Here is a 22,258-nt window from a genome sequence, read left to right on the forward strand (position 1 = left end):
CCGACCGCACCACCCCTGACCACCGTCCGCACCCGCGCGGCAGGCCGCCCACAAACAGAAAGGGCGCGGGGCCGCGCCGAACCCGTACGAGGAACTCGGCGAGCTGGCCGGGCCCGGGCCGCTCGACGGCCTCCTCCGCCGCGAGGAGCCGCCGTTCGCGGACGCGGACGACGACGGAGCGCCCTGGTCGGCGCCGGACCACCGCCGCAGGCCGCGCCTCTTCTTCCGCCTCGCGGGCATCCCCTTCGCGCTCAAGGCCGTCGTCGCGCTCGTCACGCTGCTCGCCTTCCTCGCGCTCGGCGACCGCTGGGCCGTGCTGTACGCGGAGCACACGGCGGCGGAGAAGCTCAAGGACACGATGCACCTGGAGGCGACGCCCGAGGTGAGCATCGGCGGCTTCCCGTTCGTCACGCAGGTGCTCGGCAAGCACCTCGGCTCGGTCACGGTGACGGTCCCCGACGTGGCGGCCGACCGCGTCTCGCTCGCGAAGGTCAGCGCGCGGGCGGACGACATCCGCCTCAGCGGCGACCTGCCGACGCGCCTGAAAGGCGCCCTCGCGGGCAGGGTGCGCGGCGAGGTCCTGCTCTCCTTCGACGACCTCGACCGCGAACTCGGCGCCAGTCAGATCACCTTCACGGGTACGGGCCGCGACCGCGTCCTCGCGCGCGGCACGCTCCCGGTCGCGGGCCACGACGTACGGGTACGGGCCGACGCCCGCGTCACGCGCGACGGCGCCCGGGGCATCCGCACCGACATCGGCGGCATCTCCCTCAGCGTCGGCGACCTCGCCACCTTCCGCCCCGGCACGGGTCCCGGGGACGGCCTGCACCTCACCGCGAAGAGCGCGGCGGCGCTGCGCGGCGGACCGCGAAGATGAAGGCGCTCTTCGGGGTACGCGAGATCACCCGCCGCCTCGGCGTCCCGCCCTCGGCGGCCGGCGCCGCGCTGCGCAGCGACGCCAAGCTCCACGAGGTGACCGGCACGCCCCGTTTCCTCCACGACCTCATGCGGGTCAACCTCATCGACGCGGCGCTGGACCACCCGGACCTGCCGCGCCGCCTCGGCCTGGACCCCGGCCTCCTCACCTCGCTCTCCACCCTCACCCGCCCCCGCCTCGCCGACCGGCTGACCCTCGGTTTCCGGCTCCCCGAGCTGCCCACGCGGCGCGGACACGTCGTGCTCTCCGGCGTCCGCGTCACGAGGGAGGGCATCCACGTCCGCCTGGCGGGGGACGGGGTGGGGGTGAGCACGGAGTAGCGCCGGGGCCCCGCCCCTATGCCCGCGTTCCCGCCCGTACCCCCACGCTCCCGCCCGTACCCCGCGCCCCGTCCCCGCCGCCCTGCCCGCGCGCCGGGCCTTCGTCCGTTCCCCGCGCCGCGCCCCCGCCAGGGGCAACCCGCCATACCTTCACGGTTCAACTCCCGGTTCACTCTTCCCGGAACGCCTGGTCATCTCGGCTGCCTACTTTCGGCCTCACGAGGTTCGCAAAGACCCCGACCAAGCCACCGCCGAGCCCCCCGCAGGGTCCCGGCTCCCGGAAGGAACACCCCAACAGTGAAGCTTCAGCGCAAGAACCGGCTGCGGGCGCTCTCCCTCGGCGTCGTCGCCGTGTCCGGCGCCCTGGCCCTCACGGCGTGCGGCTCGGACGACACGAGCGGCGGCCCCAGCGGTGACAAGAGCAAGGACAGCTCGGCCGCCGCCGCCCCCTCCGCGTCCTCGGACATCGACTGCGCCGACGCCAAGGGCGAACTGCTCGCCTCGGGGTCCAGCGCGCAGCAGAACGCGATCGACGCCTGGGTGAAGAGCTTTACGGCCGCCTGCAAGGACGTACGGATCAACTACTCCCCCGACGGGTCGGGCGCCGGTGTGACCGCGTTCCTCCAGGGCCGTACCGCCTTCGCCGGCTCGGACTCCGCGCTCAAGCCGGAGGAGATCACCAAGTCCGCCGAGGTCTGCAAGAGCTCGCAGGCCATCGACCTGCCGATGGTCGGCGGCCCCATCGCGATCGGTTACAACGTCCCGGGCGTCGACAACCTCGTCCTCGACGCGAAGACCCTCGCGCACATCTTCGACGGCAAGATCTCCGCCTGGAACGACAAGGAGATCAAGGCCCTCAACCCGGACGCGAAGCTCCCGTCCACGAAGATCCAGGCGTTCCACCGCTCGGACGAGTCCGGCACGACGGACAACTTCACCAAGTACCTCAAGGCCGTCGCGCCCGCCGACTGGAAGTACGAGGGCGGCAAGGCGTGGCAGGCCAAGGGCGGCCAGTCCGCGCAGGGCTCCTCCGGGCTCGCCCAGCAGGTCAAGCAGACCGCCGGCGCGATCTCCTACTTCGAGCTGTCCTACGCGACCGACGGCATCAAGACCGTCGACATCAAGACGAAGGCCGCCGAGCCGGTCAAGGCCACGACGGAGAACGCCTCCAAGGCGATCGCCGCCGCCAAGGTCGCCGGCAAGGGCAAGGACCTCGCGCTGGAGCTGGACTACAACCCCTCCGCCGACGGCGCCTACCCGATCACCCTCGTGACGTACGAGATCGCCTGCGAGAAGGGCAACAAGGCGGACTCGCTGCCCGCCACGAAGTCCTTCCTCAACTACATCGCGAGCGAGGACGGCCAGGGCCAGCTCGCCGACGCCGGCTACGCCCCGATCCCGGACGCGATCATCGCCAAGGTCCGCGAGACCATCAACGCCCTCAGCTGACCCCGCGTGCGGGCGGCCCCCGCCGGGCCGCCCGCACCGTCCGGTGCACCGCCGCCAGCAAGCCCCTCCCCCCGAGACGCCACCGCCGAGGCGCACCCCCGCCACGACGCGGTCCTCGCCGGGGAACGGGTCCGCAGACCGGAGAAACCCCATGGACATACCCACGACCCCCGCCCCCGGCGGCCCACCCGCCGCCCCACCGACTCCCGAAGCCGCGCAGCCCGGCCCCGTCCGTCCGCAGGACGACGGCAGGAAGGCGGACCCCGCGAAGGCGCGCGGCTCCCGCCACCTCGGCGACCGCGTCTTCCTCGGCCTCTCGCGCGGCTCCGGCATCCTCCTGCTCGTCGTGATGGCGGCCATCGCCGTCTTCCTCGCCTACCGTTCCTCGCTGATCCTCACGAAGAACCACGGCAACTTCTTCACGACCTTCGAGTGGAACCCGACCGCGATGCCGCCGGTGTTCGGCATCGCCGTGCTGGCCTTCGGCACGGTCGTCTCCTCGGTCATCGCGATGGCCCTCGCCGTACCCGTCTCGGTCGGCATCGCGCTCTTCCTCACGCACTACGCGCCCCGCGCCGCGCGCGGCCCCATCAGCTACGTCATCGACCTGCTGGCCGCCGTGCCCTCGATCGTCTACGGGCTCTGGGGCGCCCTCGTCCTCGTGCCGCACCTCAACGGCCTGTTCGGCTGGCTCGACCAGTACCTCGGCTGGACCGGGATCTTCTCCTGGCAGGGCGGCGCGCCCCGCTCGCTCCTGACCGTCGGCGTCCTGCTCGCGATCATGATCCTGCCGATCGTGACCAATGTGAGCCGCGAGGTCTTCCGGCAGGTCCCGCAGGCGCACGAGGAAGCCGCGCTGGCCCTCGGCGCGACGCGCTGGGAGGTCGTGCGCACGGCGGTCCTGCCCTTCGGCCGCTCCGGCGTGATCTCCGCCTCGATGCTCGGCCTCGGCCGCGCGCTCGGCGAGACGATGGCCGTCGCGACGGTGCTCTCGCCGGGCTTCACCATCCAGTCGAGCCTGCTCGACCCGGGCGGCGGCACCTTCGCGCAGAACATCGCGAGCAAGTTCAGCGAGGCGAGCGTGGAGGGCCGTGACGCGCTCATCGCCTCCGGACTCGTCCTCTTCGTCATCACGCTCCTCGTCAACGGAGCCGCGCGGGCCATCATCGCCCGCCGCAAGGAGTACTCGGGGGCCGACGCATGAGCCACGACCAGAACCCGGCGGACGGCCCCGGCCGAGACTCGCGAACCGGTTCGCGAACCGGTTCCACGCCTTCCGTCGCCGCGCGAACCGGTTCGCTGCGGGCCGCGCGCCTGCCCCGGTGGTCGAACCTCGCCGTCGCAGCCGTCTCCGTCCTCGTCGCCTGCCCCGTGGGCCTCGCGGGCGGGCTCGAATCGAAGGTCCAGTGGGGCCTGATCGCCGCGCTCCTCTTCGTCTTCGGCGGCTACGCGCTCGCCGCGCGCGTCGAGGGCCGCCGGCAGGCGAAGGACCGCGTCGTCACGAGCGTCGTGTGGGTCGCCTTCCTCGCCGCCTTCATCCCGCTCGCCTCGCTCGTGTGGGAGACCGTCAAGCGCGGCGTGAAGATCCTGGACCCGTACTTCCTGTCCCACTCGATGGTCAACATCAGCTCGATGGACGAGGGCGGCGGCATCTACCACGCCATCATCGGCTCGGTCGAGCAGGTCGGTCTCGCGACCGTCATCGCCGCGCCGATCGGCCTGCTCACCGCCGTCTACCTGGTCGAGTACGGGCGCGGGAAGCTCGCCAAGACCGTCACCTTCTTCGTGGACGTCATGACGGGCATCCCGTCGATCGTCGCGGGCCTGTTCATCCTGAGCCTGATGCTCCTCCTCAAGGCGGAGCCCTTCGGCTTCGCCGGCTCCCTCGCGCTGGCGATCCTGATGATCCCGGTCGTCGTCCGCTCGACGGAGGAGATGCTGAAACTCGTCCCGAACGAGCTGCGCGAGGCCTCGCTCGCGCTCGGCGTGCCGAAGTGGCGCACGATCCTCAAGGTCGTGCTGCCCACGTCGATCGGCGGCATCACGACCGGCGTCATGCTCGCGATCGCCCGCATCGCCGGCGAGACCGCGCCCGTCCTGCTCCTGGTCTGGGGTTCCTCGTACATCAACATGGACCCCTTCCACGGCGGCCAGTCCTCGCTGCCGCTGTACATCTACCAGCAGTACGCGACGAGCGGCGGCTACGGGGCCTCCTACGACCGCGCCTGGGCGGCCGCCCTCACGCTGATCGCCTTCGTGATGATCCTCAACCTGGCGGCCCGCGCGCTCGCCCGGTGGAAGGCCCCCAAGACTTCCGGTCGCTGAGGCGGCCTTTCGTACGAAAGAAGCAGTGAACCCATGGCCAAGCGCATCGATGTCAGCGGACTGACCGCGTACTACGGGGCCCACAAGGCGATCGAGGACATCTCGATGACCGTCGAGCCCCGCTCCGTGACGGCCTTCATCGGCCCCTCGGGCTGCGGCAAGTCCACCTTCCTGCGGACCCTGAACCGGATGCACGAGGTGACCCCCGGCGGCCGCGTCGAGGGCAAGGTCCTCCTGGACGACGAGGACCTGTACGGAAACCAGGTCGACCCGGTCGCGGTACGCCGCACCATCGGCATGGTCTTCCAGCGCCCGAACCCCTTCCCGACGATGTCGATCTTCGACAACGTCGCGGCGGGCCTCAAGCTGAACGGCTCCTTCAAGAAGTCCGAGCTGAACGACGTGGTCGAGAAGTCCCTCCAGGGCGCCAACCTCTGGAACGAGGTCAAGGACCGCCTCAGCAAGCCGGGCGCGGGCCTCTCCGGCGGCCAGCAGCAGCGGCTCTGCATCGCGCGGGCGATAGCCGTCGAACCGCAGGTCCTCCTCATGGACGAGCCCTGCTCGGCGCTCGACCCGATCTCGACGCTCGCGATCGAGGACCTGATCGGTGAGCTGAAGGAACGCTTCACCATCGTGATCGTCACGCACAACATGCAGCAGGCGGCCCGCGTCTCGGACCGCACGGCCTTCTTCAACCTCTCGGCCGTGGGCCAGCCGGGCCGCCTGATCGAGATCGACGAGACCCAGCGCATCTTCTCCAACCCCTCCGTCCAGGCGACGGAGGACTACATCTCGGGCCGCTTCGGCTGAACCGTCCCCCCGAACCCCTTCGCGGTGCTGCATGGCGGTGCCACCACGAAGGCCAAGAGGAGCCCGCCCCGACAATGACGGGGCGGGCTCTTCCCTGCGGGGGAAGATGGGGGGTCGGGGGGCCGGGGGGCGAGCGCGGGGGCGGCTGGGGGGGGAGCGGCCGGGGGTGCGGGGAGGGCTCGGCGCGTATCCACTGAGGGGCTCGGCGCGCACCCCGGGGGCGGGCTCGGCGCGAGCCCCCCGGCGGGCTCAGCCGGCGAGCAGTTCCTCCGTCAGTTCCCACAGCCTCCGCGCCGCCTCGGGGTCGATCGAGTCGGGGTGCACCTCGGCGGGGATGCTGTCGGCGGTGAGCGGCCGGCCCGCCCCGTCCACGACGGACACCTCGCAGTCCTTCAGGTACACGCCGCCGATCCCGTCGAGCAGCGGGCTCACGGCGGCGAAGACGACGGTGGCCGCCCCCTGCGCGGGCGTCTTCTTCCCCACCTCGGGATCGATGACGGGCCTGCCCTCCTCGTCCAGGAGCCCCTGCGACCGGTACGCCTCGCGGTCCTCGGGACGGTTGTTGAGGTTCGTCCCGATCACGACCCCGGGGTGCACGGCGTACCCCCGTAATCCCCCGGCGGCCCACCGCCGGTCCAGTTCGACGGCGAAGAGCACGTTGGCGCGCTTGACCTGCGCGTAGGCGGCCCCGGGGTGGTAGCCGGCGGTGAAGCCGGGGTCGTCCCAGCGGATGGCCCCCATCCGCTGCGCGCCGGAGGAGACGTTGACGACCCGCGCCCCGCGCGCGGCACGCAGCAGGGGGAGCAGCCCGAGGGTGAGCCGGAAGGGCCCGAGGTGACTCGTCGCGAACTGGATCTCGTGCCCGTGCGCGTCCAGGGTCCGCTCGGCGGGCGGGGCGACGGCGGCGCAGTTGACGAGCACGTCGAGGGGCCGCCCGTCGGCGAGCCGCCGCCCGGTGAACGCGTCCACGGACCCCGGGTCCACGAGGTCGAGCCGGTCCACCTCCACCCCGGCGATCCCCGCGACCTTCGCCGCGGCCCGTTCCGGGCTCCGCGCCCCGACCAGCACCTCCGCCCCGGCCCCCGCGAGCGCCCGCGTCACCTCGAAGCCGATCCCCTGATGCCCCCCCCGGTGACGACCACGCGCCTCCCCCGCAGATCCACCCCCGCGAGCACTTCCGCCGCGGTGGCGGCAGCCCCGAAGGGCGAACCGATGGGGTACTGCCGGGACGACCACGACTTTTGCGACTCCCGCGACATGGGACACGCCCTTCCGATCGAAACGGAACATCGTTCCGACTACTTACGGAACGATGTTCCGTTTCGCGAACGACAACGCAGGCCGCAGGCGTCAGCCGGGAGGAGGGCGCGGCACGAAAACGCGAAAGGCGCCTCCCGCGGAGGGAGACGCCTTGGCGGAGACCAAGCGGGCGAGGACGGGACCGCGCCCACTCAAGATCACAAGCTCACAAGAACAGGAAGTTCACGACCCAGAACGCCACCGCCGCCACGATCGCCGCCGCCGGCATCGTGATGAACCAGCCGAGCACGATGTTCTTCGCGACGCCCCAGCGCACCGCGTTGACCCGCTTCGTCGCGCCGACACCCATGATCGCCGAGGTGATCACGTGTGTGGTCGAAATGGGCGCGTGGAAGAGAAAAGCGGTCGTGAACATGAGCGACGCGCCGGTCGTCTCGGCGGCGAAGCCCTGCGGCGGGTCCAGCTCGATGATCTTCCGGCCGAGCGTGCGCATGATGCGCCAGCCGCCCGCGTACGTACCGAGCGAGAGCATGAGCGCGCAGGCGATCTTGACCCAGACCGGGATCGCGTCGCCCTGGTCCTCGACATCCGCGATGACGAGCGCGAGCACGACGATGCCCATCGTCTTCTGCGCGTCCTGGAGCCCGTGCCCGAGCGCCATCGCCGCGGCCGAGACGGTCTGCGCGATACGGAAACCACGCTTGGCGCGATGCGGGTTCGACCTGCGGAACAGCCACAGGATCGCGCACATCACGAGATAGCCGACGACGAGGCCGACGAGCGGCGAGAGGAACATCGGGATGACAATCTTGTCGACCACCCCGGACCAGATGACCCCGATCCCGCCCGCGAGCGCCGCCCCGACCATGCCGCCGAACAACGCGTGCGAGGACGAGGAGGGCAGCCCGAAGTACCAGGTCACGAGGTTCCACACGACCGCGCCCACGAGCGCGGCGAAGAGAATCCACATCCCCTTGTCGCCGTGCGGGGTGTCGATGATGCCCTCACTGACCGTCTTCGCCACGCCGTTTCCGAGGAAGGCGCCCGCGAGGTTCATGACGGCGGCCATCGCGAGCGCCGCGCGCGGCGTGAGCGCCCGGGTCGAGACGGAGGTCGCGATCGCGTTCGCGGAGTCGTGGAAGCCGTTGGTGTACGTGAAGGCGAACGCGACCAGGACGGTCACGACCAAAGCAAAGGTGTCCACCGGGTCAGGACTCCTTGACCGCGATGGTCTCCACCGTGTTCGCGACGTGCTCGAACGCGTCGGCGGCCTCTTCGAGGACGTCGACGATCTGCTTGAGCTTCAGCACCTCGATGGCGTCGTACTTGCCGTTGAAGAGGTGCGCGAGCAGCTTGCGGTGGATCTGGTCCGCCTGGTTCTCCAGACGGTTCACCTCGATCCAGTACTCGGTGAGGTTGTCCATCGTCCGCAGGTTGGGCATCGCCTCGGCGGTCAGCTCCGCCGCACGGTGGAGGACCTCGATCTGCTGCTCGACACCCTTGGGAAGCTGGTCGACCTGGTAGAGGACGACGAGATCGACCGCCTCCTCCATGAAGTCCATGATGTCGTCGAGCGAACCGGCGAGGGTGTAGATGTCCTCGCGGTCGAACGGCGTGATGAAGGAGGAGTTCAGCTGGTGGAAGATGGCATGGGTCGCGTCGTCCCCGGCGTGTTCCGCGGCCCGCATCCGTTCGGCGATCTCGGCCCGGGCGGAGGGGTCCGCCCCGAGCAGTTCCATGAGGAGCTTGGAGCCCGTGACGATGTTGTCCGCGGACGCGGCGAACATGTCGTAGAAACTCGTCTCCCGGGGGGTCAGACGAAAACGCACGTGGGGTCCTCGGTGTCCTCTGGGTTCGGTCAGGCTGATGCTAGGCGCATCATCCGGCCACGGCGAACCGGCTTTCACAGTGTCGCCCATGAAAGCGAGCGATCATCACAGGGCCCCAACCAGCCCCAGAGGAACAGAACCGATCCCAATAGATCGGAAATATCGTTACGATATACCCTTATGGGGTATAGAGGGGCCGTTCAGCGCCCGTCTCGACGCTTCTGCGCAGCCTGCCCCACACTGGCCGTAACCCCGTGGGCCCCGGCGGTCCGCCCGGTCCGCGCGGGGTGTCGGACAGCTCACATCGGCGCCGTGGTCCCCCACGGCCCCCGCACCGGGAGGACGCGATGACGACCACCGAGGCCGAAGGCACCGGAGCGGCGACTCCCGCGAGGGCGGCGACCGCATCCGCGGCGGCGTCCGGAGCACCGGAACCGGCCGCTCCCGGCACGGGCGCCGCCGAGCACGCCGTGCACGGTTACCACGACCACAAGCAGGAGCACCTCAAGCGCCTGCGCCGCATCGAGGGCCAGATCCGGGGCCTCCAGCGGATGGTCGAGGAGGACCAGTACTGCATCGACATACTCACCCAGGTCTCCGCCTCCACGAAGGGCCTCCAGTCCTTCGCCCTCCAGCTCTTGGAGGAGCACCTGCGGCACTGCGTGGCCGACGCGGCGGTACGGGGCGGGGACGAGGTCGAGGAGAAGGTCGCGGAGGCCACCCGGGCCATCGCCCGGATGCTCCGCACCTGAGCCACGGGAGACCGGGCGCCGGGGGTGCCGGATGGCGGCCCCCGGGTGCCCGGCACCCGGAACGCGCGCCCCGGGGCTGGTCCGGGCCCCGGCCTCCGCCGCGAAGGACGCCCTCAGGCGTGAAGGGGCACCGTCAGGCGTGAAGAGGCACCCCCAGGCGTGACGAGCGCGGCTCACGCGTCCCAAGGATCACGCGCGAGCCGCGCACGGGCCGCAGGAGAGCCGTGGGAACCGTGAGAGCCGCTCACGCCCCCTGAACCGGCGCCCTCGCCGAAACCTGCACTCCCGCCGAAACCGGCGCCCTCGCCGAAGCCCGCGCCCTCGTCCGGGCCCGCGCCTCTGACCTGCAAGACCTCGTCGATCCGTTCCACGCTCAGCCGCTCCTCGCACGAGCAGACGGCCGCGATCATCAGCTCCCCGCAGAGCTCGATCTCCGCGAGTGCCACCGGGTCCTCGACCGCGAAAGCTGTCGTCACCTCGGGCTCACCCCCTTCTCCCGGCCCCTTCCCGGGCCTTTCCGGGAACCTTCTCGGGCACTGCTCCCGGCCGGCGCGCCATCCAGCGTAGGGAGCCGCGCGCGCCGGGCGCATGACACGGACGGACCATTTACGGGTCATCCACCCGGCGCACGACGGGCGCACGACCGGCCGACGCATCCGCCTGGCACCGCTCCGCCGCTCGCCCCGAGCGCTCATCGGGTCAACGAACAATACGGAGGGCCGTCACGCCGCCCGCCCGGGATTCCCCGAAATCCGCCCCAAGACCTACGCCTCGTTCTCCAGGACTACCGTGAGGACGTGACCCACGAGGAGCCCCCGCCCGAAGCCCACCGCACCACGACCGAGGAACGCGGCCCCTTCTGCACCGCCACCTGTCTGTGCGGCTGGCGCGGCCCCGCCCGCCGGGCCCGCTCCAAGGCCCGCTCCGACGCGGCGGAACACGTACACGCGGCGCAGGAGACGGAGAACCGCAGGGAACCGTGAGGCCCACCTGCGCCCGCCTCCGGACATTCGTACGACGATCGGCCCGCGGCCCCAGCCCTGTGGACTACGGACCCCGTCGGGCGACCCGCGCCGCTACGCCGCGAGGTCCCGGTCCTCGCCCGCCGGCACCGGACGCACCGCCCCACCGGGCTCCCGTTCCCCCGCGACCGGGATGACGTCCCCCGTCACGTCGCCCGCCCACACGAGGCGCCCGGCGCGACTGCGGCCGAGGGCGCGCAGCACCGGCGTGAACATCGCCGTGAAGAGCGGCGAGAGCAGCAGCGCGACGGCGGTGCCGAGCGCGAAGCCGCCGACGACGTCGGTCGGGTAGTGCACGCCCATGAACACCCGGCAGAAGCCCTCCACCACCGCGAGGCCGATAGCGGCCAGTCCGAGCTTGCGGTGCACGAGGAACAGCGAGACGCCGATGGCCATCGTGAGCGTCGAGTGATCACTCACGAAGGAGAAGTCAGTCTTGCCGTGCTCCAGGACCTCGATGCCCTTGTGGTCCACGAAGGGGCGCGGTCTCTCGACGAAGCCGCGGATCGGGATGTTCACCCCCACCGCGAGCGCGGCGGCCAGCGGCGCCCAGACCACCGCGGCGACCGAGGACGCCGCCGCGTCCAGCGTGCCCCGCCGCCTGACACCCCACCAGCACCACAGCACCAGCAGCACCGAGAGCACCGGCAGCCCGTACTCACCGAGGAAGCGCACGGCCTGATCGCACCAGCCCGGGGTGTGCCCGGTGAGGCCGTTGATGTCGAAGAGCAGGCTGACATCGGGGTTCGACCCGGAAGTGTCGAGTCCAGCCATGGCGCCGCGGCCCCTTGTCTTTCGTACCGGGACGCACACGCTGCACGTCCCTCACCAACCCCCGTGGTCGGCACCGGCCGGCACCGCTCCGCTCGCGCACACACCTGTGGTCCTGAACAGAGAACGCCTGCTCCCTGCCCCCACGTTCCGCACTCCACCAAATGATCACCCAGACGTTATCGAAGAGAGACGCGTCCCCCGGCCCGGACGTCACCCGCTCACAAGACCCGGCGCACCGCTCACCCACGACCGCGCCGGGGCGCGTGCCACACGGAGGCGGGGGCGGGGGAAGCGCCCGCCGCGCCGAGCCGACAGGTGTAAACCCAACCGCGCGTACAGATGTACACCGAAACAGGTGCACACGCGTACACCCACCTCCGCGCACGTGCCAGATCACCTCCACACCCGCCCCCTCAGTCCGCCCGCCGAGCACCCGCACCCGCCCCGGCGAGCAGGGCGCTCCCCGGCGAAGGAGACGCGCCCGCGCTCGGCCCCCGGGACACGTCCGCCGGCCCGCCAGCCACCGCCGCACCACCCACCGCCTCCACTCCCTGGGCCGCGGCCGCCTTCTCCGCCTTTTCCGCCTCGCGATCCTCGTCAACAGGCCGCAGGGATTCACTCGCCCCCGGTTCGGGGAGCGCCGCCGCGGCGGCCTGCGTGACCCGGGTCGCGCCGAAGTAGTCCGGGGTGTCGATCGGGTCGAACCGGATGACGGCCCCGGTGCGCGGCGCGTCGATCATGTAGCCGCCACCGACGTAGATCCCGACGTGCCGGATGGCACGCGAATTGGCCAGATCGTCCGAGAAGAAGACGAGGTCCCCGGGAAGCAGCTCGTCCCGGCCGGGGTGCGGTCCGGCGTTGTACTGGTCGTTCGCGACGCGCGGCAGCGCGATACCGACGCTCTCGTACGCGGCCTGGGTGAGCCCCGAGCAGTCGAAACGCCCGCGCTGCGCCGCCGTCCCCGTGCCTCCCCACAGGTACGGCGTACCGAGCTTGCCCTGCGCGTACGAGATCGCCGCCGCCGCCTGCTCGGAGGGCTGGAGCCGCCCGGCCGGCGCCGAGAAGCTCTCCTCCAGGCCGCGGATCGTCTTCACGTAGTTGCGCGTCTCGCTGTACGGCGGGACCCCCCCGTACCGGATCACCGCGTCGGGCCCCGCGTTGTAGGCGGCGAGCATGTTCGCCGACCGGTCCCCCGGCACGTTCTTCACGTACGAGGCGAGTTCACAGTCGTACGAGGCCGCCGAGGGAATGGCGTCGGCCGGGTTCCACACGTCCCGGACGCCGTCCTTGTCACCGTCGACGCCATGCGCGGCCCACGTGCTCGGGATGAACTGCGCGATTCCCTCGGCCGCCGCCGCGCTGCGCGCACGGGGGTCGAAACCCGACTCCTGGTACAGCTGCGAGGCGAGCAGCGCCGGAGTGAGGGCCGGGCAGAGATTGCCCCACTTCTGCACGAGCGCCTGGTACGCGGCCGGCACCGAGCCCTTCGCGAGACCGGTCGCACGGCCCGCGCCCCCACCGGTGAGGTCTCCGGCGACGACGAAGACACCGACGACGAGGAGCGCCACGAACCCCGTCCCGAGGGCGGCGAGCAGCGAGCCGATCAGCCAGAACTTGCGCACGCGTCAACTGTCCCCCATGAGAGAGCGCTTCGCCACGGTGTACGGAAGCACGAGGCGCACGTACCAGCCATATGAGCCGCACCTCGCAGCACCCGAGGGCGCACACGAAGCCGCTGCCACCGACACCCCATGACGTTCACCTACCTGATGACCCGACAGCTCTCCCACGACCGATTCCACCCGCGCCTTCTCACCGCACTCACCCATAAGAGCGACCCGCCGGAGACACGCCAGCGTCGTTGCCCGCAGTCACATTGCATGATACACAGAGTAATCACGCGGGCGGCCGTGCCCTCTTTCACCCCTTGGGTCCGGTTCCCGCAGGCGACAAGAAGGCAAAACTCGGCCAGGTTTGACGCCAAGTCGACATGCACTGGCGCCGGAGTCAGCGACAATGAGCGAGACCTCTGTGTCGAGCAGAGGACGGAACGACCCGTTAGGGGCGGTGAGTTACATGCTTATGGCGGCCGACAAGGGCGACATCAACACGATCATCGGCGGGATCGCCCCGGACTGGGGCCCCTTCGGGAGCCTCGGCAGCGAGGCCCGCGTCATGATCCAGGTCGTGATGGCCTTCGCGATCATCCTCTGCCTCGCCATCGCGATCTGGGGCGCGGCCAAGCAGCGCATCGGCGCCACGGCGCTGCGCGACACCTTCAGCGCCGAACAGGGCAAGGGGCTCATCATCGCCGGGCTGAGCGGAGTCTTCATCATCGGCTCCCTCGGCACCGTCTTCACGATCGTGTACGGCATGGCCGTCTAGCCACGCACGCGGCCGTGCCGTCCAGTCGCGGGACGGCACGACCGGGGCCACGGGGGTGCCCCGCACGCCACCCGCGTCCCCCCTGTCCCACGTGCCACCGGTCGAGATTGCGTCCCCCTCATGCCTCTGATGTCCAGTCACCACACCCCACGCGAACGGCCGTCCACCGGGCTACCTTCGTACTACGCGCACCGCACCGCGGACCGCGCGAGGGTTCACCGAACGGCCGAGGGGGCGCGGAGGGCATGAGCACGGGCGACGACCACCGGTACGGGGTGCCCCCGCTCCCCGACGACTACGGCGGCACCGGGCAGACCCGCACCCGCCTCCCCGACCGCGCCACCCCCCCGCGCGGCGCCACCCCCCGCCGCTCCTCGCGCGGCCTCGTCGTCATCGGCGCCGTCGTCGCCCTCCTCATCGCGGCGATCGCCTTCGCCAACCGGCACACCGACGACTCCCCCACCCACCCCGACACCACCAACGCCGCCAAAGCCCCCGCCCCGGCCCCCACCACCCCCACCGGCACCAAACCCACCCAGTCCCACACCCCCACAGGAATCCCCACCGGCTACCCCCACACCAAAGAGGGAGCCCAAAGCGCCGCAGCAAACTACGCGGTGGCACTCGCATCCGAGGCCATGCTCACCAAGGAGCGCCGCGAGCAGCTCCTCGCGCAGCTCCTCGTGAAAGATCAGCTCGCGCCTCTTAAGCAACGCTTCGACTCCGTCTACTCGGCCGCGTTTCTCGCGAAGATCGGCCTGGACCCGCAGGGCAGCCCGGTGGACGGCGGCACGTACGTCTCCCGGGCGATGCCGGTAGGTACGAAGACGACGGCGTACGCGGACAACGAGGCCAAGGTCGAGGTCTGGTGCACGAGTTTGTCCGGCACCGCGTCGAAGTCGACGACGCACCCGGTCACCACCACCTGGTACACCACGGTCCTGACCCTGCGGTGGGAAGAAAACGACTGGCGGATCGCCGCCTTCACGCAGAAGGACGGGCCCACCCCTGTCAACGGGGACGGCACAGTCTCGACCTCGGAGGAGATCGAGAAGGCCGTCGAGGAGTACGGAGGGTTCACCTATGCCCGTTGAACGGCGCACGCTCACTCGTGCCACCACCCTGCTCGCGGTGATCCCGGCAACGCTTCTCCTCTGGGCCGGTCAGGCCCAGGCAGACCCGGGCAAGCCTTGTGACATCGTTCCGGGCCCGGTCAAGTCCGCGTGTGAAGGGGACAGCGGTCCGAGCACGCCAGCGGTCCCCGACGCCCTCGACCCCCTCGCCTCCCTCGCCAAGGGCTGCGCCGACGCCGCCTCCTGGACCGTCGACAAGCTCTCCGAAGCCGTCAAGAGCACCGCCAACGTCGACTTCACCAACCCCAAGTTCCTCCAGCAGTACGCCGTCGTCTTCGCCGCCTCGACCATCCTCACCCTCCTCCTCTGGCTCCTCGCCGTAGCCAAGCGAGCCGTCCGCGGCGTCCCCGTCACCACGGCCATCAGCGAAGCGGTCGGCTTCCTCTGGCTCACCGTCCTCGCCTCCGCCTTCACCCCCCTCGTCCTCTACACCGTCGTCTCCGCCACCGACGGCATCACCGCTGTCCTCGCCCGCACCACCGGCAGCCAGACCGACGTCTTCTTCGGCTCCTTCTCCAAAGCCCTCGACCAGGGCGACGACATCGGCGGCGGCCCCATCATGCTCGTCGTCGTCTCCCTCGTGTCGATCCTCGCCGCCGGCGTCCTCTGGCTCGAACTCGTCATCCGGGCGGCCCTCCTCTACGTCGGCGCCCTCCTCGGCACCGTCGTCTACGCCGGTCTCGTCGACAAGAACATGTGGGGCCACGTCCGCCGCTGGGCCGGCGTCATGATCGCGGTCATTCTCGTGAAACCCGTCATCGTCATCGTCCTCGGCCTCGCCGGCGCCCTCGCGGGCGGCGACGGCCCCTCCGCCTTCTCCGCCGTCGTCTCCGGCCTCGCGATCATCCTGCTCGCCATCTTCGCGAGCGCCATGATCTACCGCTTCGTCCCCGGCTTCGGCGACGAACTCGTCGCGTCCCGCTCCAACCGCCTCCAGCAGGGCGCCGAGTCCCGCGCCGCCGCCGTCCTCTCCTCCCCCGCCTCCTTCGTCGCCCAGGGCATCAAGACCCACAGCGCCCGCAACGACGGCGGAGGCGCCTCCGGCGGCCAGGGCCAGGGCGGCGCCAAGGCCCCCCACTCGGTCGGCGAAGGCATCGCCGCCCACGGCACGCGCGGCGGCCAGCAAGCAGCCGCCCCGGCCCCCCGCTCCGCCACCCAGACCCCGCACGCGTCCAACCGAGGCACGAGCACGAACAGCACGGGAGGTGAAGGGCGTTGACGACTCCGCCGCAGACCTACACGCCCCGCCGCACCTATCTCATCGGCCGCGCGCGGCCCAACGCCGTCATCGGCCGCAACCGCGAGAGCGGCGAACTCGGCCTCATCATCGCCGGGGCCTTCCTCGGCATGATGTGCGGACTCCTCGTCCCCTTCCTCGCCCTGCGCCTCGTCCTCCTCATGGGCTTCCCGCTGATCGCCCTCGCCGCCGTGTACGTGCCGTACAAGCGCCGCACCTTCTACAAGTGGTACGAGATCAACCGCAGCTTCAAGCGGCTCAACCGCAGGGGACAGGCCGCCTACCGCTCCGCCGCGGCCGAAGCCGGCACCCGCGTCGACGGCCGCGAGATCGAGGTGGGCCCACCGCCCGGCATCGGCCGCATCTCCTGGCTGTCAGCCCCCTTCGGCCCCGACGAGATCGCCGTCCTCCTGCACGCCGACCGCCGCACCGTCACCGCCGCCATCGAGATCGAGGGCCCCGGCGTCGGCCTCCGCGACTCCGAGGACCAGGAAGCCCTCGTCGACCGCTTCGGCACCCTCCTCAAGCACGTCGCGAACGGGGACGGCTTCGTCACCCGCCTGCAAATGCTCGCCCGCACCCTCCCCGCCGACCCCGACGCCCACGCCAAGGACGTCAGCCAGCGCGGCGACCAGCGCGCCCCGCTCTGGCTCCAGGACAGCTACGAGCAGCTCCTCTCCATGGTCTCCACCTCCAGCGAACAGCACCGCGCCTACCTCGTCGCCTGCATGGACTACGGACGCGAGCTGGCCGCCGAAGCCAATGCCATGGCCAAGGCCGCGCGCCCCCAAGGAGGCCGCAAACTCGACCGCGACGCCGGGCTCGCCATCGTCATGGCCCGCGAACTGACCGATATCTGCTCCCGCCTCCAGGAAGCCGACATCCGCGTCCGCCAGCCCCTCGGCCAAGGCCGCCTCGCCTCCCTCATCCACTCCATGTACGACCCCGACCACCCCATCGACCACCTCCAGGCCATGACCCGGCGCAACGCCTGGCCCGCCGAACTCGACGCCACCGAACCCACCTACCTCCAGGCCAAGACCCGCGAGTCCGCCACCCGCGAGCCCTGGTGCCACGCCACCGCATGGGTCAAGGAATGGCCCATGACCCCCGTCGGCGTGAACTTCCTCGCCCCGCTCCTCGTCCACACCCCCGACGTCATCCGCACCGTCGCCGTCACCATGGACCTCGAACCCACCGAAATCGCCATCGAGCGGATGCTCACCGAGAAGACGAACGACGCCGCCGACGCCAGCCGCGCCGCCAAGCTCAACCGCACCGTCGACCCCCGCGACATGGCCGCCTCCGGCCGCATCGACCAGCGCGGCGACGACCTCGCCAGCGGCGCGGCCGGAGTCAACCTCGTCGGCTGGATCACCGTCTCGTCCCGCGACCCCGAGGCGCTCGCCCGCGACAAGCGCACCATCCGCGCCTCCGCCGGCAAGTCCTACCTCAAGCTCGAATGGTGCGACCGCGAGCACCACCGCGCCTTCGTCAACACTCTGCCTTTCGCCACCGGTATCCGTCGCTGATCATCATTCCCCGGCCTTCTCGACAAAACCTCCCCCTCCGGGAGGAAGACTCCACATCCGTCGCACGTTGGACATCACCTCCAAAAATCCATCCGCCGGGGGACCGGCCACCCCCACGTCCCGCCCCGCCGTCCCTCTCACGACGGACCGGACGCCTGTCCCCCGCGGCAACGCGAACCCACCCACCGCTCGACAGCCCCACCGATCCAGCACCCCGCCGTCCCACCGGCATCCACCGCACGACCCGCCACCGCCCGGGAGCCCGAGATGAAGGACCCGCTGACCCTCCTCACCGACGCCTTCGCCGCATTCCTCTTCGGAAAGGTCGAGACCACCCGTCTCCCGGTCCGCACCTCGACAGGACAGGCGCAGGCCGTCTACCTGCCCACCGCGGCCCCCGGCCTCGGCGACTCGGGCGTCATCATCGGCCGTGAGGTGTACAGCGGAAAGGGCTACATCTACGACCCCTTCCAGCTCTACGGACAGCAGCTCCCCGCCCCCCACTGGCTCGTCCTCGGCGAGTCCGGCAACGGCAAGTCGGCGCTGGAGAAGACGTACGTGATGCGCCAGCTGCGCTTCCGCGACCGCCAGGTCGTCGTCCTCGACGCCCAGGGCGAGGACGGCGTCGGCGAGTGGAACCTCATCGCCTCCCAGCTCGGCATAACCCCCATCCGCCTGGACCCGACCGCCGCCCTCGACATGGGCATCCGCCTCAACCCGCTCGACCCCGCGATCACCACGACGGGACAGCTCGCCCTGCTCCGCACGATCATCGAGGTCGCGATGGGCCGCAGCCTCGACGAACGCTCCGGCTTCGCGCTCAAGGTCGCTCACTCCTACGTCAACGAGACGGTTACGGGACGTCAGCCCGTGCTGACCGACATCGTCGAACAGCTCCGCCACCCCGAGCCCGAGTCCGCCGAGGCGATGAACGTCGCCCTTGAGGACGTACGCGCCTGGGGTCTCGACGTCGCGCTCGTCCTCGACCGTCTCGTGGACGGCGACCTGCGCGGCATGTTCGACGGCCCCACCACGGTCGGAATCGATCTCGACGCGCCCCTCATCGTCTTCGACCTCTCCCACATCGACCGCAACTCGATCGCGATGCCGATCCTCATGGCCATCGTCGGGGTCTGGCTCGAACACACCTGGATCAGGCCCGATCGCAAAAAGCGCATCTTCCTTGTCGAAGAGGCATGGCACATCATCAACAGCCCCTTCGTCGCGCAGCTCTTCCAGCGCCTGCTGAAGTTCGGCCGCCGACTCGGCCTCTCCTTCGTCGCCGTCGTCCACCACCTCTCCGACGTCGTCGACGGCGCGGCGGCCAAGGAGGCCGCGGCGATCCTCAAAATGGCCTCGACACGCACCATCTACGCGCAGAAGGCCGACGAGGCCCGCGCTACCGGCGCCGTCCTCGGCCTCCCCCGCTGGGCCCAGGAGATCATCCCCACCCTGACCCCCGGCATCGCCGTGTGGGACGTCAACGGCAACGTCCAGGTCGTCAAACACCTCATCACCGAGGCCGAACGCCCCCTCGTCTTCACCGACCGCGCCATGACCGAGTCGTCCGAGCCGTACCCCGAGGAGCTCCTCGCGGCCGAGCAGGAGACCGCAGAACGCGCCGCTCTCATGGAACAGCGCCACTCCGGAGTCGCCTGACCATGCACGCACGGCAGGAGGCCGGGTCGTACCCGAGAGGGTCGTCCTCACGTCGTGAGTATCCGGCTCACCGGTTTCGCCGGTGGTACGGGAGACGGAGCGACGTCGTACGAGAGGACGGGCCCCGATGAGCCCCCGCAAGAGCGCCACGCCCGGCCGCCCCGGTGGCGTCCCCGACGGCGTGCTGCTCGGCGTGCTCGTCCTGGCCCTCGGCCTCACACTGCTTCTGTGGCTCGCGAGCGGCCTCGCCGCCCTCTTCGCGCACGGCACCTGGCCGACGGCGATCAGCCTCCGCAACACGCCGCTCGCCCTGCGCTCCCTGCTGACGGACCCGAAGGACCTGCACGCCGCCTGGCCCGACGCGCCCGCGTCCGCGCTGGCCGGCTACGGGCTCTTCTGGGGCCTCTTCTTCGGCCTCGCCATGGTTCTCGTCGTCCTCGCGCTCTTCGTCCTGTCGTCCTTCGCCCGCCACCGCGCGCTGCGCGCCGCGCGCAAGAACGCACCGCCGCGGACCGCGACCCCCGATCCCGGCCTCCTCCCTGGGGAGGAGTCGGTACGGATACGGGAAGAGGCCCTGCGCCGCCGCGAGGCCGCCCTCCGTCGCGAGGAGGAGGAACTCACCCGGCGGGAGGAGGAAGCCCTCAGCCGTCGGGAGAAGGCGCTGGAAGCCCGCCGGGAGACCCTCGACCTCACCAAGCAGACACCCCGCACGCCCCCCGCCGAACACGCCGCTCCCGCCGTCCCCTCCCCACGTCGCTCCCCGGTCCTCCTCGGCGACGCCCGGACCCGGCTGGCCGAGGCGATCGAGGCCGTCCAGGAAGCGGCGGGCCCTGTCCTCGTCGTCACCTCCCAGCCCGCGCTGTGGCAGGAGACGAAGGACGCCCGCGCCAAGCTCGGCCCCGTCCTGGTCCACGACCCCCTGCTGCGCTGCGACACACCCGACCGCCTCCACTGGTCGCCGACGGCCGGTTGCGTGGACGCGCGGACCGCGACGGTACGTGCCAGAGCCCTGCTCGCCCCGGTCCGCCCCGTCTCCCGGCTGGACATGGCGACCGCCGACACCGCCGAGACCCTGCTGCGCTGCTTCCTGCACGCAGCCGACACGGACGGACGCCCGGTCTCGCACGTCCACCGCTGGGCCCAGGGTTCCCGTGTGCACGAAGCGGTGACGATCCTGCGCACACACCCCACGGCGGCGCCCGGGCTCGGGGGCGAACTGGAAGCGGCACTCACCGCGTACCCGGAACGCCGCGACATGGCCCAGCAACTGACCGCCCGTGCCCTCGCGGGGCTCTCCGAGATCCACCTGCGCGAGTCCTGCGCCTCACGCCGCGCCGATACCGCGCGACTGGATTCCTTCCTGGCCGAGGAGGGAACGCTGTACCTCGTGGGCGTCTCCACGGAGGACCCGAAAGCACCCACCGGTGCCCAGCCCTTCACGACGGCGCTCGCCTCCGACGTGGTCGAGCACGGCCGCCGCGAGGCCGCCAGGTCTCCTGCCGGCCGGCTCGACCCACCACTCACGCTCGTCCTGGAGGACGTGGCCGCGGTCGCCCCCCTCCCGGATCTGCCGGCCCTCCTCGCGACAGGCCCGGCCGCAGGTCTCCGTCCCCTCGCTTTCCTGCGTTCTCAGGAGCAAGCGCGCTCCAGGTGGCCGGACGCCGACCTCGTGGGCTGACGCCTCAGCCGATGGCCTGCGCGCTGCGCACGAGGGGCCCGTCCCGGACATACTCCAGTTCCTCGCCCGTACCTGTACGGTCCGGCAACCGGTGCCCCGTGGGAACGAAGCCGAGCTTCTCGTAGGACGCTGCCGCCCGTCCGTTCTCGGCGTGCACGAAGAGCCGGAGCCTGCCGACCCCCACCTCGTCCGCCCACTCGCGCGCCGCCGCGACGAGCGGCCCCAGCACCCGCCTTCCGCCTCGGTGTTCCGGCCGCACGTAAACCCCGACGAGCTGCGCCTGCCGCTCCTCGACGGGCAGCCCGAAGTAGTCCCGCACCCCGGCTTCTTCCACGATCCCGGCCGCCGACCCGACCCAGCTGCCGTCCGGCGCGACAGCGACGAACTGCCGACTGGTCACCCCTGCTTCGGAGTTCGCGGCCTGCCCCCTCCAGACCGCGTCCGGCTTCGTCAGGGCGTTCTCGTACGTATCCAGAAGGGCCAGGTGCGCGACGGAGTCCCGCAGCGCGGCCAACCGCAACTCCCTGGCCCGCGGCCAGTCCTCGGCAACCACTGCTCGTATGACATTCATGCGGCCGAAGATACCTGTGAACGCGGAAAAGCCCCGCACCAATACTGGTGCGGGGCTCCCCCGTATAAGAATTGTTCGGCGGCGTCCTACTCTCCCACAAGGTCCCCCTTGCAGTACCATCGGCGCTACGCAGCTTAGCTTCCGGGTTCGGAATGTAACCGGGCGTTTCCCACGCGCTATGACCACCGAAACACTATAAAACCCGACCACCCCGCCACACCGTAATAACGGGGGCAGTGTGTGATCATTCGTGGTTTCAGAACCAACACAGTGGACGCGAGCAACTGAGGACAAGCCCTCGGCCTATTAGTACCGGTCAACTCCACCCCTCACAGGGCTTCCATATCCGGCCTATCAACCCAGTCGTCTACTGGGAGCCTTACCCTCTCAAAGGAGGTGGGAACACTCATCTCGAAGCAGGCTTCCCGCTTAGATGCTTTCAGCGGTTATCCCTCCCGAACGTAGCCAACCAGCCATGCCCTTGGCAGAACAACTGGCACACCAGAGGTTCGTCCGTCCCGGTCCTCTCGTACTAGGGACAGCCCTTCTCAATATTCCTACGCGCACAGCGGATAGGGACCGAAC

General features: G+C 70.7%; 18 protein-coding genes, 1 rRNA gene and 2 pseudogenes. 13 read left to right on the forward strand and 8 right to left on the reverse strand.

The features are described 5' to 3' along the window. The first annotated feature begins 103 nt into the window (after nucleotides 1-103). From SSBG_RS13055 to pstB, 5 genes and pseudogenes are all read left to right on the forward strand, one after another. Nucleotides 104-1,257 (forward strand): annotated as a pseudogene (locus SSBG_RS13055) (DUF2993 domain-containing protein). A gap of 297 nt (nucleotides 1,258-1,554) precedes the next feature. Beyond that, nucleotides 1,555-2,706 (forward strand): phosphate ABC transporter substrate-binding protein PstS, encoded by a 1,152-nt coding sequence (pstS, locus tag SSBG_RS13060; RefSeq protein ID WP_037869663.1) that lies wholly within the window; start codon nucleotides 1,555-1,557, stop codon nucleotides 2,704-2,706. Between the two features lie 151 nt (nucleotides 2,707-2,857). Beyond that, complete coding sequence (gene pstC, locus SSBG_RS13065; protein WP_008746610.1) at nucleotides 2,858-3,910, forward strand: phosphate ABC transporter permease subunit PstC; 1,053 nt, start codon at nucleotides 2,858-2,860, stop codon at nucleotides 3,908-3,910. Continuing rightward, on the forward strand, nucleotides 3,907-5,031 hold the full coding sequence (gene pstA / locus SSBG_RS13070; RefSeq protein ID WP_008746611.1) for a phosphate ABC transporter permease PstA: 1,125 nt from the start codon (nucleotides 3,907-3,909) through the stop codon (nucleotides 5,029-5,031). The genes pstC and pstA overlap by 4 nt, the downstream gene beginning before the upstream one ends. Before the next feature lie 33 nt (nucleotides 5,032-5,064). Beyond that, complete coding sequence (pstB, locus tag SSBG_RS13075; protein WP_008746612.1) at nucleotides 5,065-5,841, forward strand: phosphate ABC transporter ATP-binding protein PstB; 777 nt, start codon at nucleotides 5,065-5,067, stop codon at nucleotides 5,839-5,841. A gap of 249 nt (nucleotides 5,842-6,090) precedes the next feature. Here the strand turns inward: pstB and SSBG_RS13080 are convergent. From SSBG_RS13080 to SSBG_RS13090, 3 genes and pseudogenes are all read right to left on the reverse strand, one after another. Next, nucleotides 6,091-7,100, reverse strand: a pseudogene (locus SSBG_RS13080) (SDR family NAD(P)-dependent oxidoreductase). Between the two features lie 206 nt (nucleotides 7,101-7,306). Next, nucleotides 7,307-8,305: an inorganic phosphate transporter gene (locus SSBG_RS13085; protein ID WP_008746614.1), complete on the reverse strand. Its 999-nt coding sequence runs from the start codon at nucleotides 8,303-8,305 to the stop codon at nucleotides 7,307-7,309. Between the two features lie 4 nt (nucleotides 8,306-8,309). Further along, on the reverse strand, nucleotides 8,310-8,930 hold the full coding sequence (locus tag SSBG_RS13090; protein ID WP_008746615.1) for a DUF47 domain-containing protein: 621 nt from the start codon (nucleotides 8,928-8,930) through the stop codon (nucleotides 8,310-8,312). A 347-nt stretch (nucleotides 8,931-9,277) separates the two neighbouring features. On the opposite strand from SSBG_RS13090, the gene SSBG_RS13095 reads away from it, so the two are divergent. Beyond that, nucleotides 9,278-9,682: a metal-sensitive transcriptional regulator gene (locus tag SSBG_RS13095; protein WP_008746616.1), complete on the forward strand. Its 405-nt coding sequence runs from the start codon at nucleotides 9,278-9,280 to the stop codon at nucleotides 9,680-9,682. A gap of 173 nt (nucleotides 9,683-9,855) precedes the next feature. Here SSBG_RS13095 and SSBG_RS13100 read toward each other — a convergent pair whose 3' ends face one another. Beyond that, on the reverse strand, nucleotides 9,856-10,158 hold the full coding sequence (locus SSBG_RS13100; protein ID WP_008746617.1) for a hypothetical protein: 303 nt from the start codon (nucleotides 10,156-10,158) through the stop codon (nucleotides 9,856-9,858). A 321-nt stretch (nucleotides 10,159-10,479) separates the two neighbouring features. Here SSBG_RS13100 and SSBG_RS13105 point away from each other — a divergent pair, with 321 nt between their 5' ends. Continuing rightward, the gene (locus SSBG_RS13105; protein ID WP_008746618.1) at nucleotides 10,480-10,665 is read left to right on the forward strand and encodes a hypothetical protein; all 186 of its coding nucleotides are present in this window, start codon (nucleotides 10,480-10,482) and stop codon (nucleotides 10,663-10,665) included. A gap of 93 nt (nucleotides 10,666-10,758) precedes the next feature. Here SSBG_RS13105 and SSBG_RS13110 read toward each other — a convergent pair whose 3' ends face one another. Together SSBG_RS13110 and SSBG_RS13115 are read right to left on the reverse strand one after the other, a co-directional pair. Next, nucleotides 10,759-11,478: a phosphatase PAP2 family protein gene (locus SSBG_RS13110; protein ID WP_008746619.1), complete on the reverse strand. Its 720-nt coding sequence runs from the start codon at nucleotides 11,476-11,478 to the stop codon at nucleotides 10,759-10,761. 413 nt (nucleotides 11,479-11,891) lie between these two features. Then, on the reverse strand, nucleotides 11,892-13,100 hold the full coding sequence (locus tag SSBG_RS13115) for a C40 family peptidase (protein WP_037869665.1): 1,209 nt from the start codon (nucleotides 13,098-13,100) through the stop codon (nucleotides 11,892-11,894). Between the two features lie 454 nt (nucleotides 13,101-13,554). On the opposite strand from SSBG_RS13115, the gene SSBG_RS13120 reads away from it, so the two are divergent. The 6 genes from SSBG_RS13120 to SSBG_RS13145 all read left to right on the forward strand — a co-directional run bounded on the left by SSBG_RS13120 (nucleotide 13,555) and on the right by SSBG_RS13145 (nucleotide 21,102). After that, on the forward strand, nucleotides 13,555-13,863 hold the full coding sequence (locus tag SSBG_RS13120) for a hypothetical protein (RefSeq protein WP_008746622.1): 309 nt from the start codon (nucleotides 13,555-13,557) through the stop codon (nucleotides 13,861-13,863). Between the two features lie 245 nt (nucleotides 13,864-14,108). After that, complete coding sequence (locus SSBG_RS13125; RefSeq protein WP_008746623.1) at nucleotides 14,109-14,957, forward strand: hypothetical protein; 849 nt, start codon at nucleotides 14,109-14,111, stop codon at nucleotides 14,955-14,957. Continuing rightward, nucleotides 14,947-16,215: a hypothetical protein gene (locus SSBG_RS13130; protein WP_037869666.1), complete on the forward strand. Its 1,269-nt coding sequence runs from the start codon at nucleotides 14,947-14,949 to the stop codon at nucleotides 16,213-16,215. Before SSBG_RS13125 ends, SSBG_RS13130 begins: the two co-directional genes overlap by 11 nt. Then, nucleotides 16,212-17,765: an SCO6880 family protein gene (locus tag SSBG_RS13135; RefSeq protein WP_008746625.1), complete on the forward strand. Its 1,554-nt coding sequence runs from the start codon at nucleotides 16,212-16,214 to the stop codon at nucleotides 17,763-17,765. The genes SSBG_RS13130 and SSBG_RS13135 overlap by 4 nt, the downstream gene beginning before the upstream one ends. A gap of 267 nt (nucleotides 17,766-18,032) precedes the next feature. Continuing rightward, nucleotides 18,033-19,424: an ATP-binding protein gene (locus tag SSBG_RS13140; RefSeq protein WP_008746627.1), complete on the forward strand. Its 1,392-nt coding sequence runs from the start codon at nucleotides 18,033-18,035 to the stop codon at nucleotides 19,422-19,424. Nucleotides 19,425-19,551: 127 nt separating this feature from the next. Then, the gene (locus SSBG_RS13145) at nucleotides 19,552-21,102 is read left to right on the forward strand and encodes a type IV secretory system conjugative DNA transfer family protein (protein ID WP_037869667.1); all 1,551 of its coding nucleotides are present in this window, start codon (nucleotides 19,552-19,554) and stop codon (nucleotides 21,100-21,102) included. Nucleotides 21,103-21,106: 4 nt separating this feature from the next. Here the strand turns inward: SSBG_RS13145 and SSBG_RS13150 are convergent, their stop codons facing one another. Together SSBG_RS13150 and rrf are read right to left on the reverse strand one after the other, a co-directional pair. Continuing rightward, complete coding sequence (locus SSBG_RS13150; RefSeq protein WP_008746629.1) at nucleotides 21,107-21,673, reverse strand: GNAT family N-acetyltransferase; 567 nt, start codon at nucleotides 21,671-21,673, stop codon at nucleotides 21,107-21,109. Between the two features lie 73 nt (nucleotides 21,674-21,746). After that, a 5S ribosomal RNA gene (rrf, locus tag SSBG_RS13155) occupies nucleotides 21,747-21,863 on the reverse strand. Between the last annotated feature and the right edge of the window lie 395 nt (nucleotides 21,864-22,258).

Origin of the sequence: Streptomyces sp. SPB074 (assembly GCF_000154905.1) — a bacterium.
Classification (GTDB): Bacteria; Actinomycetota; Actinomycetes; order Streptomycetales; family Streptomycetaceae; genus Streptomyces.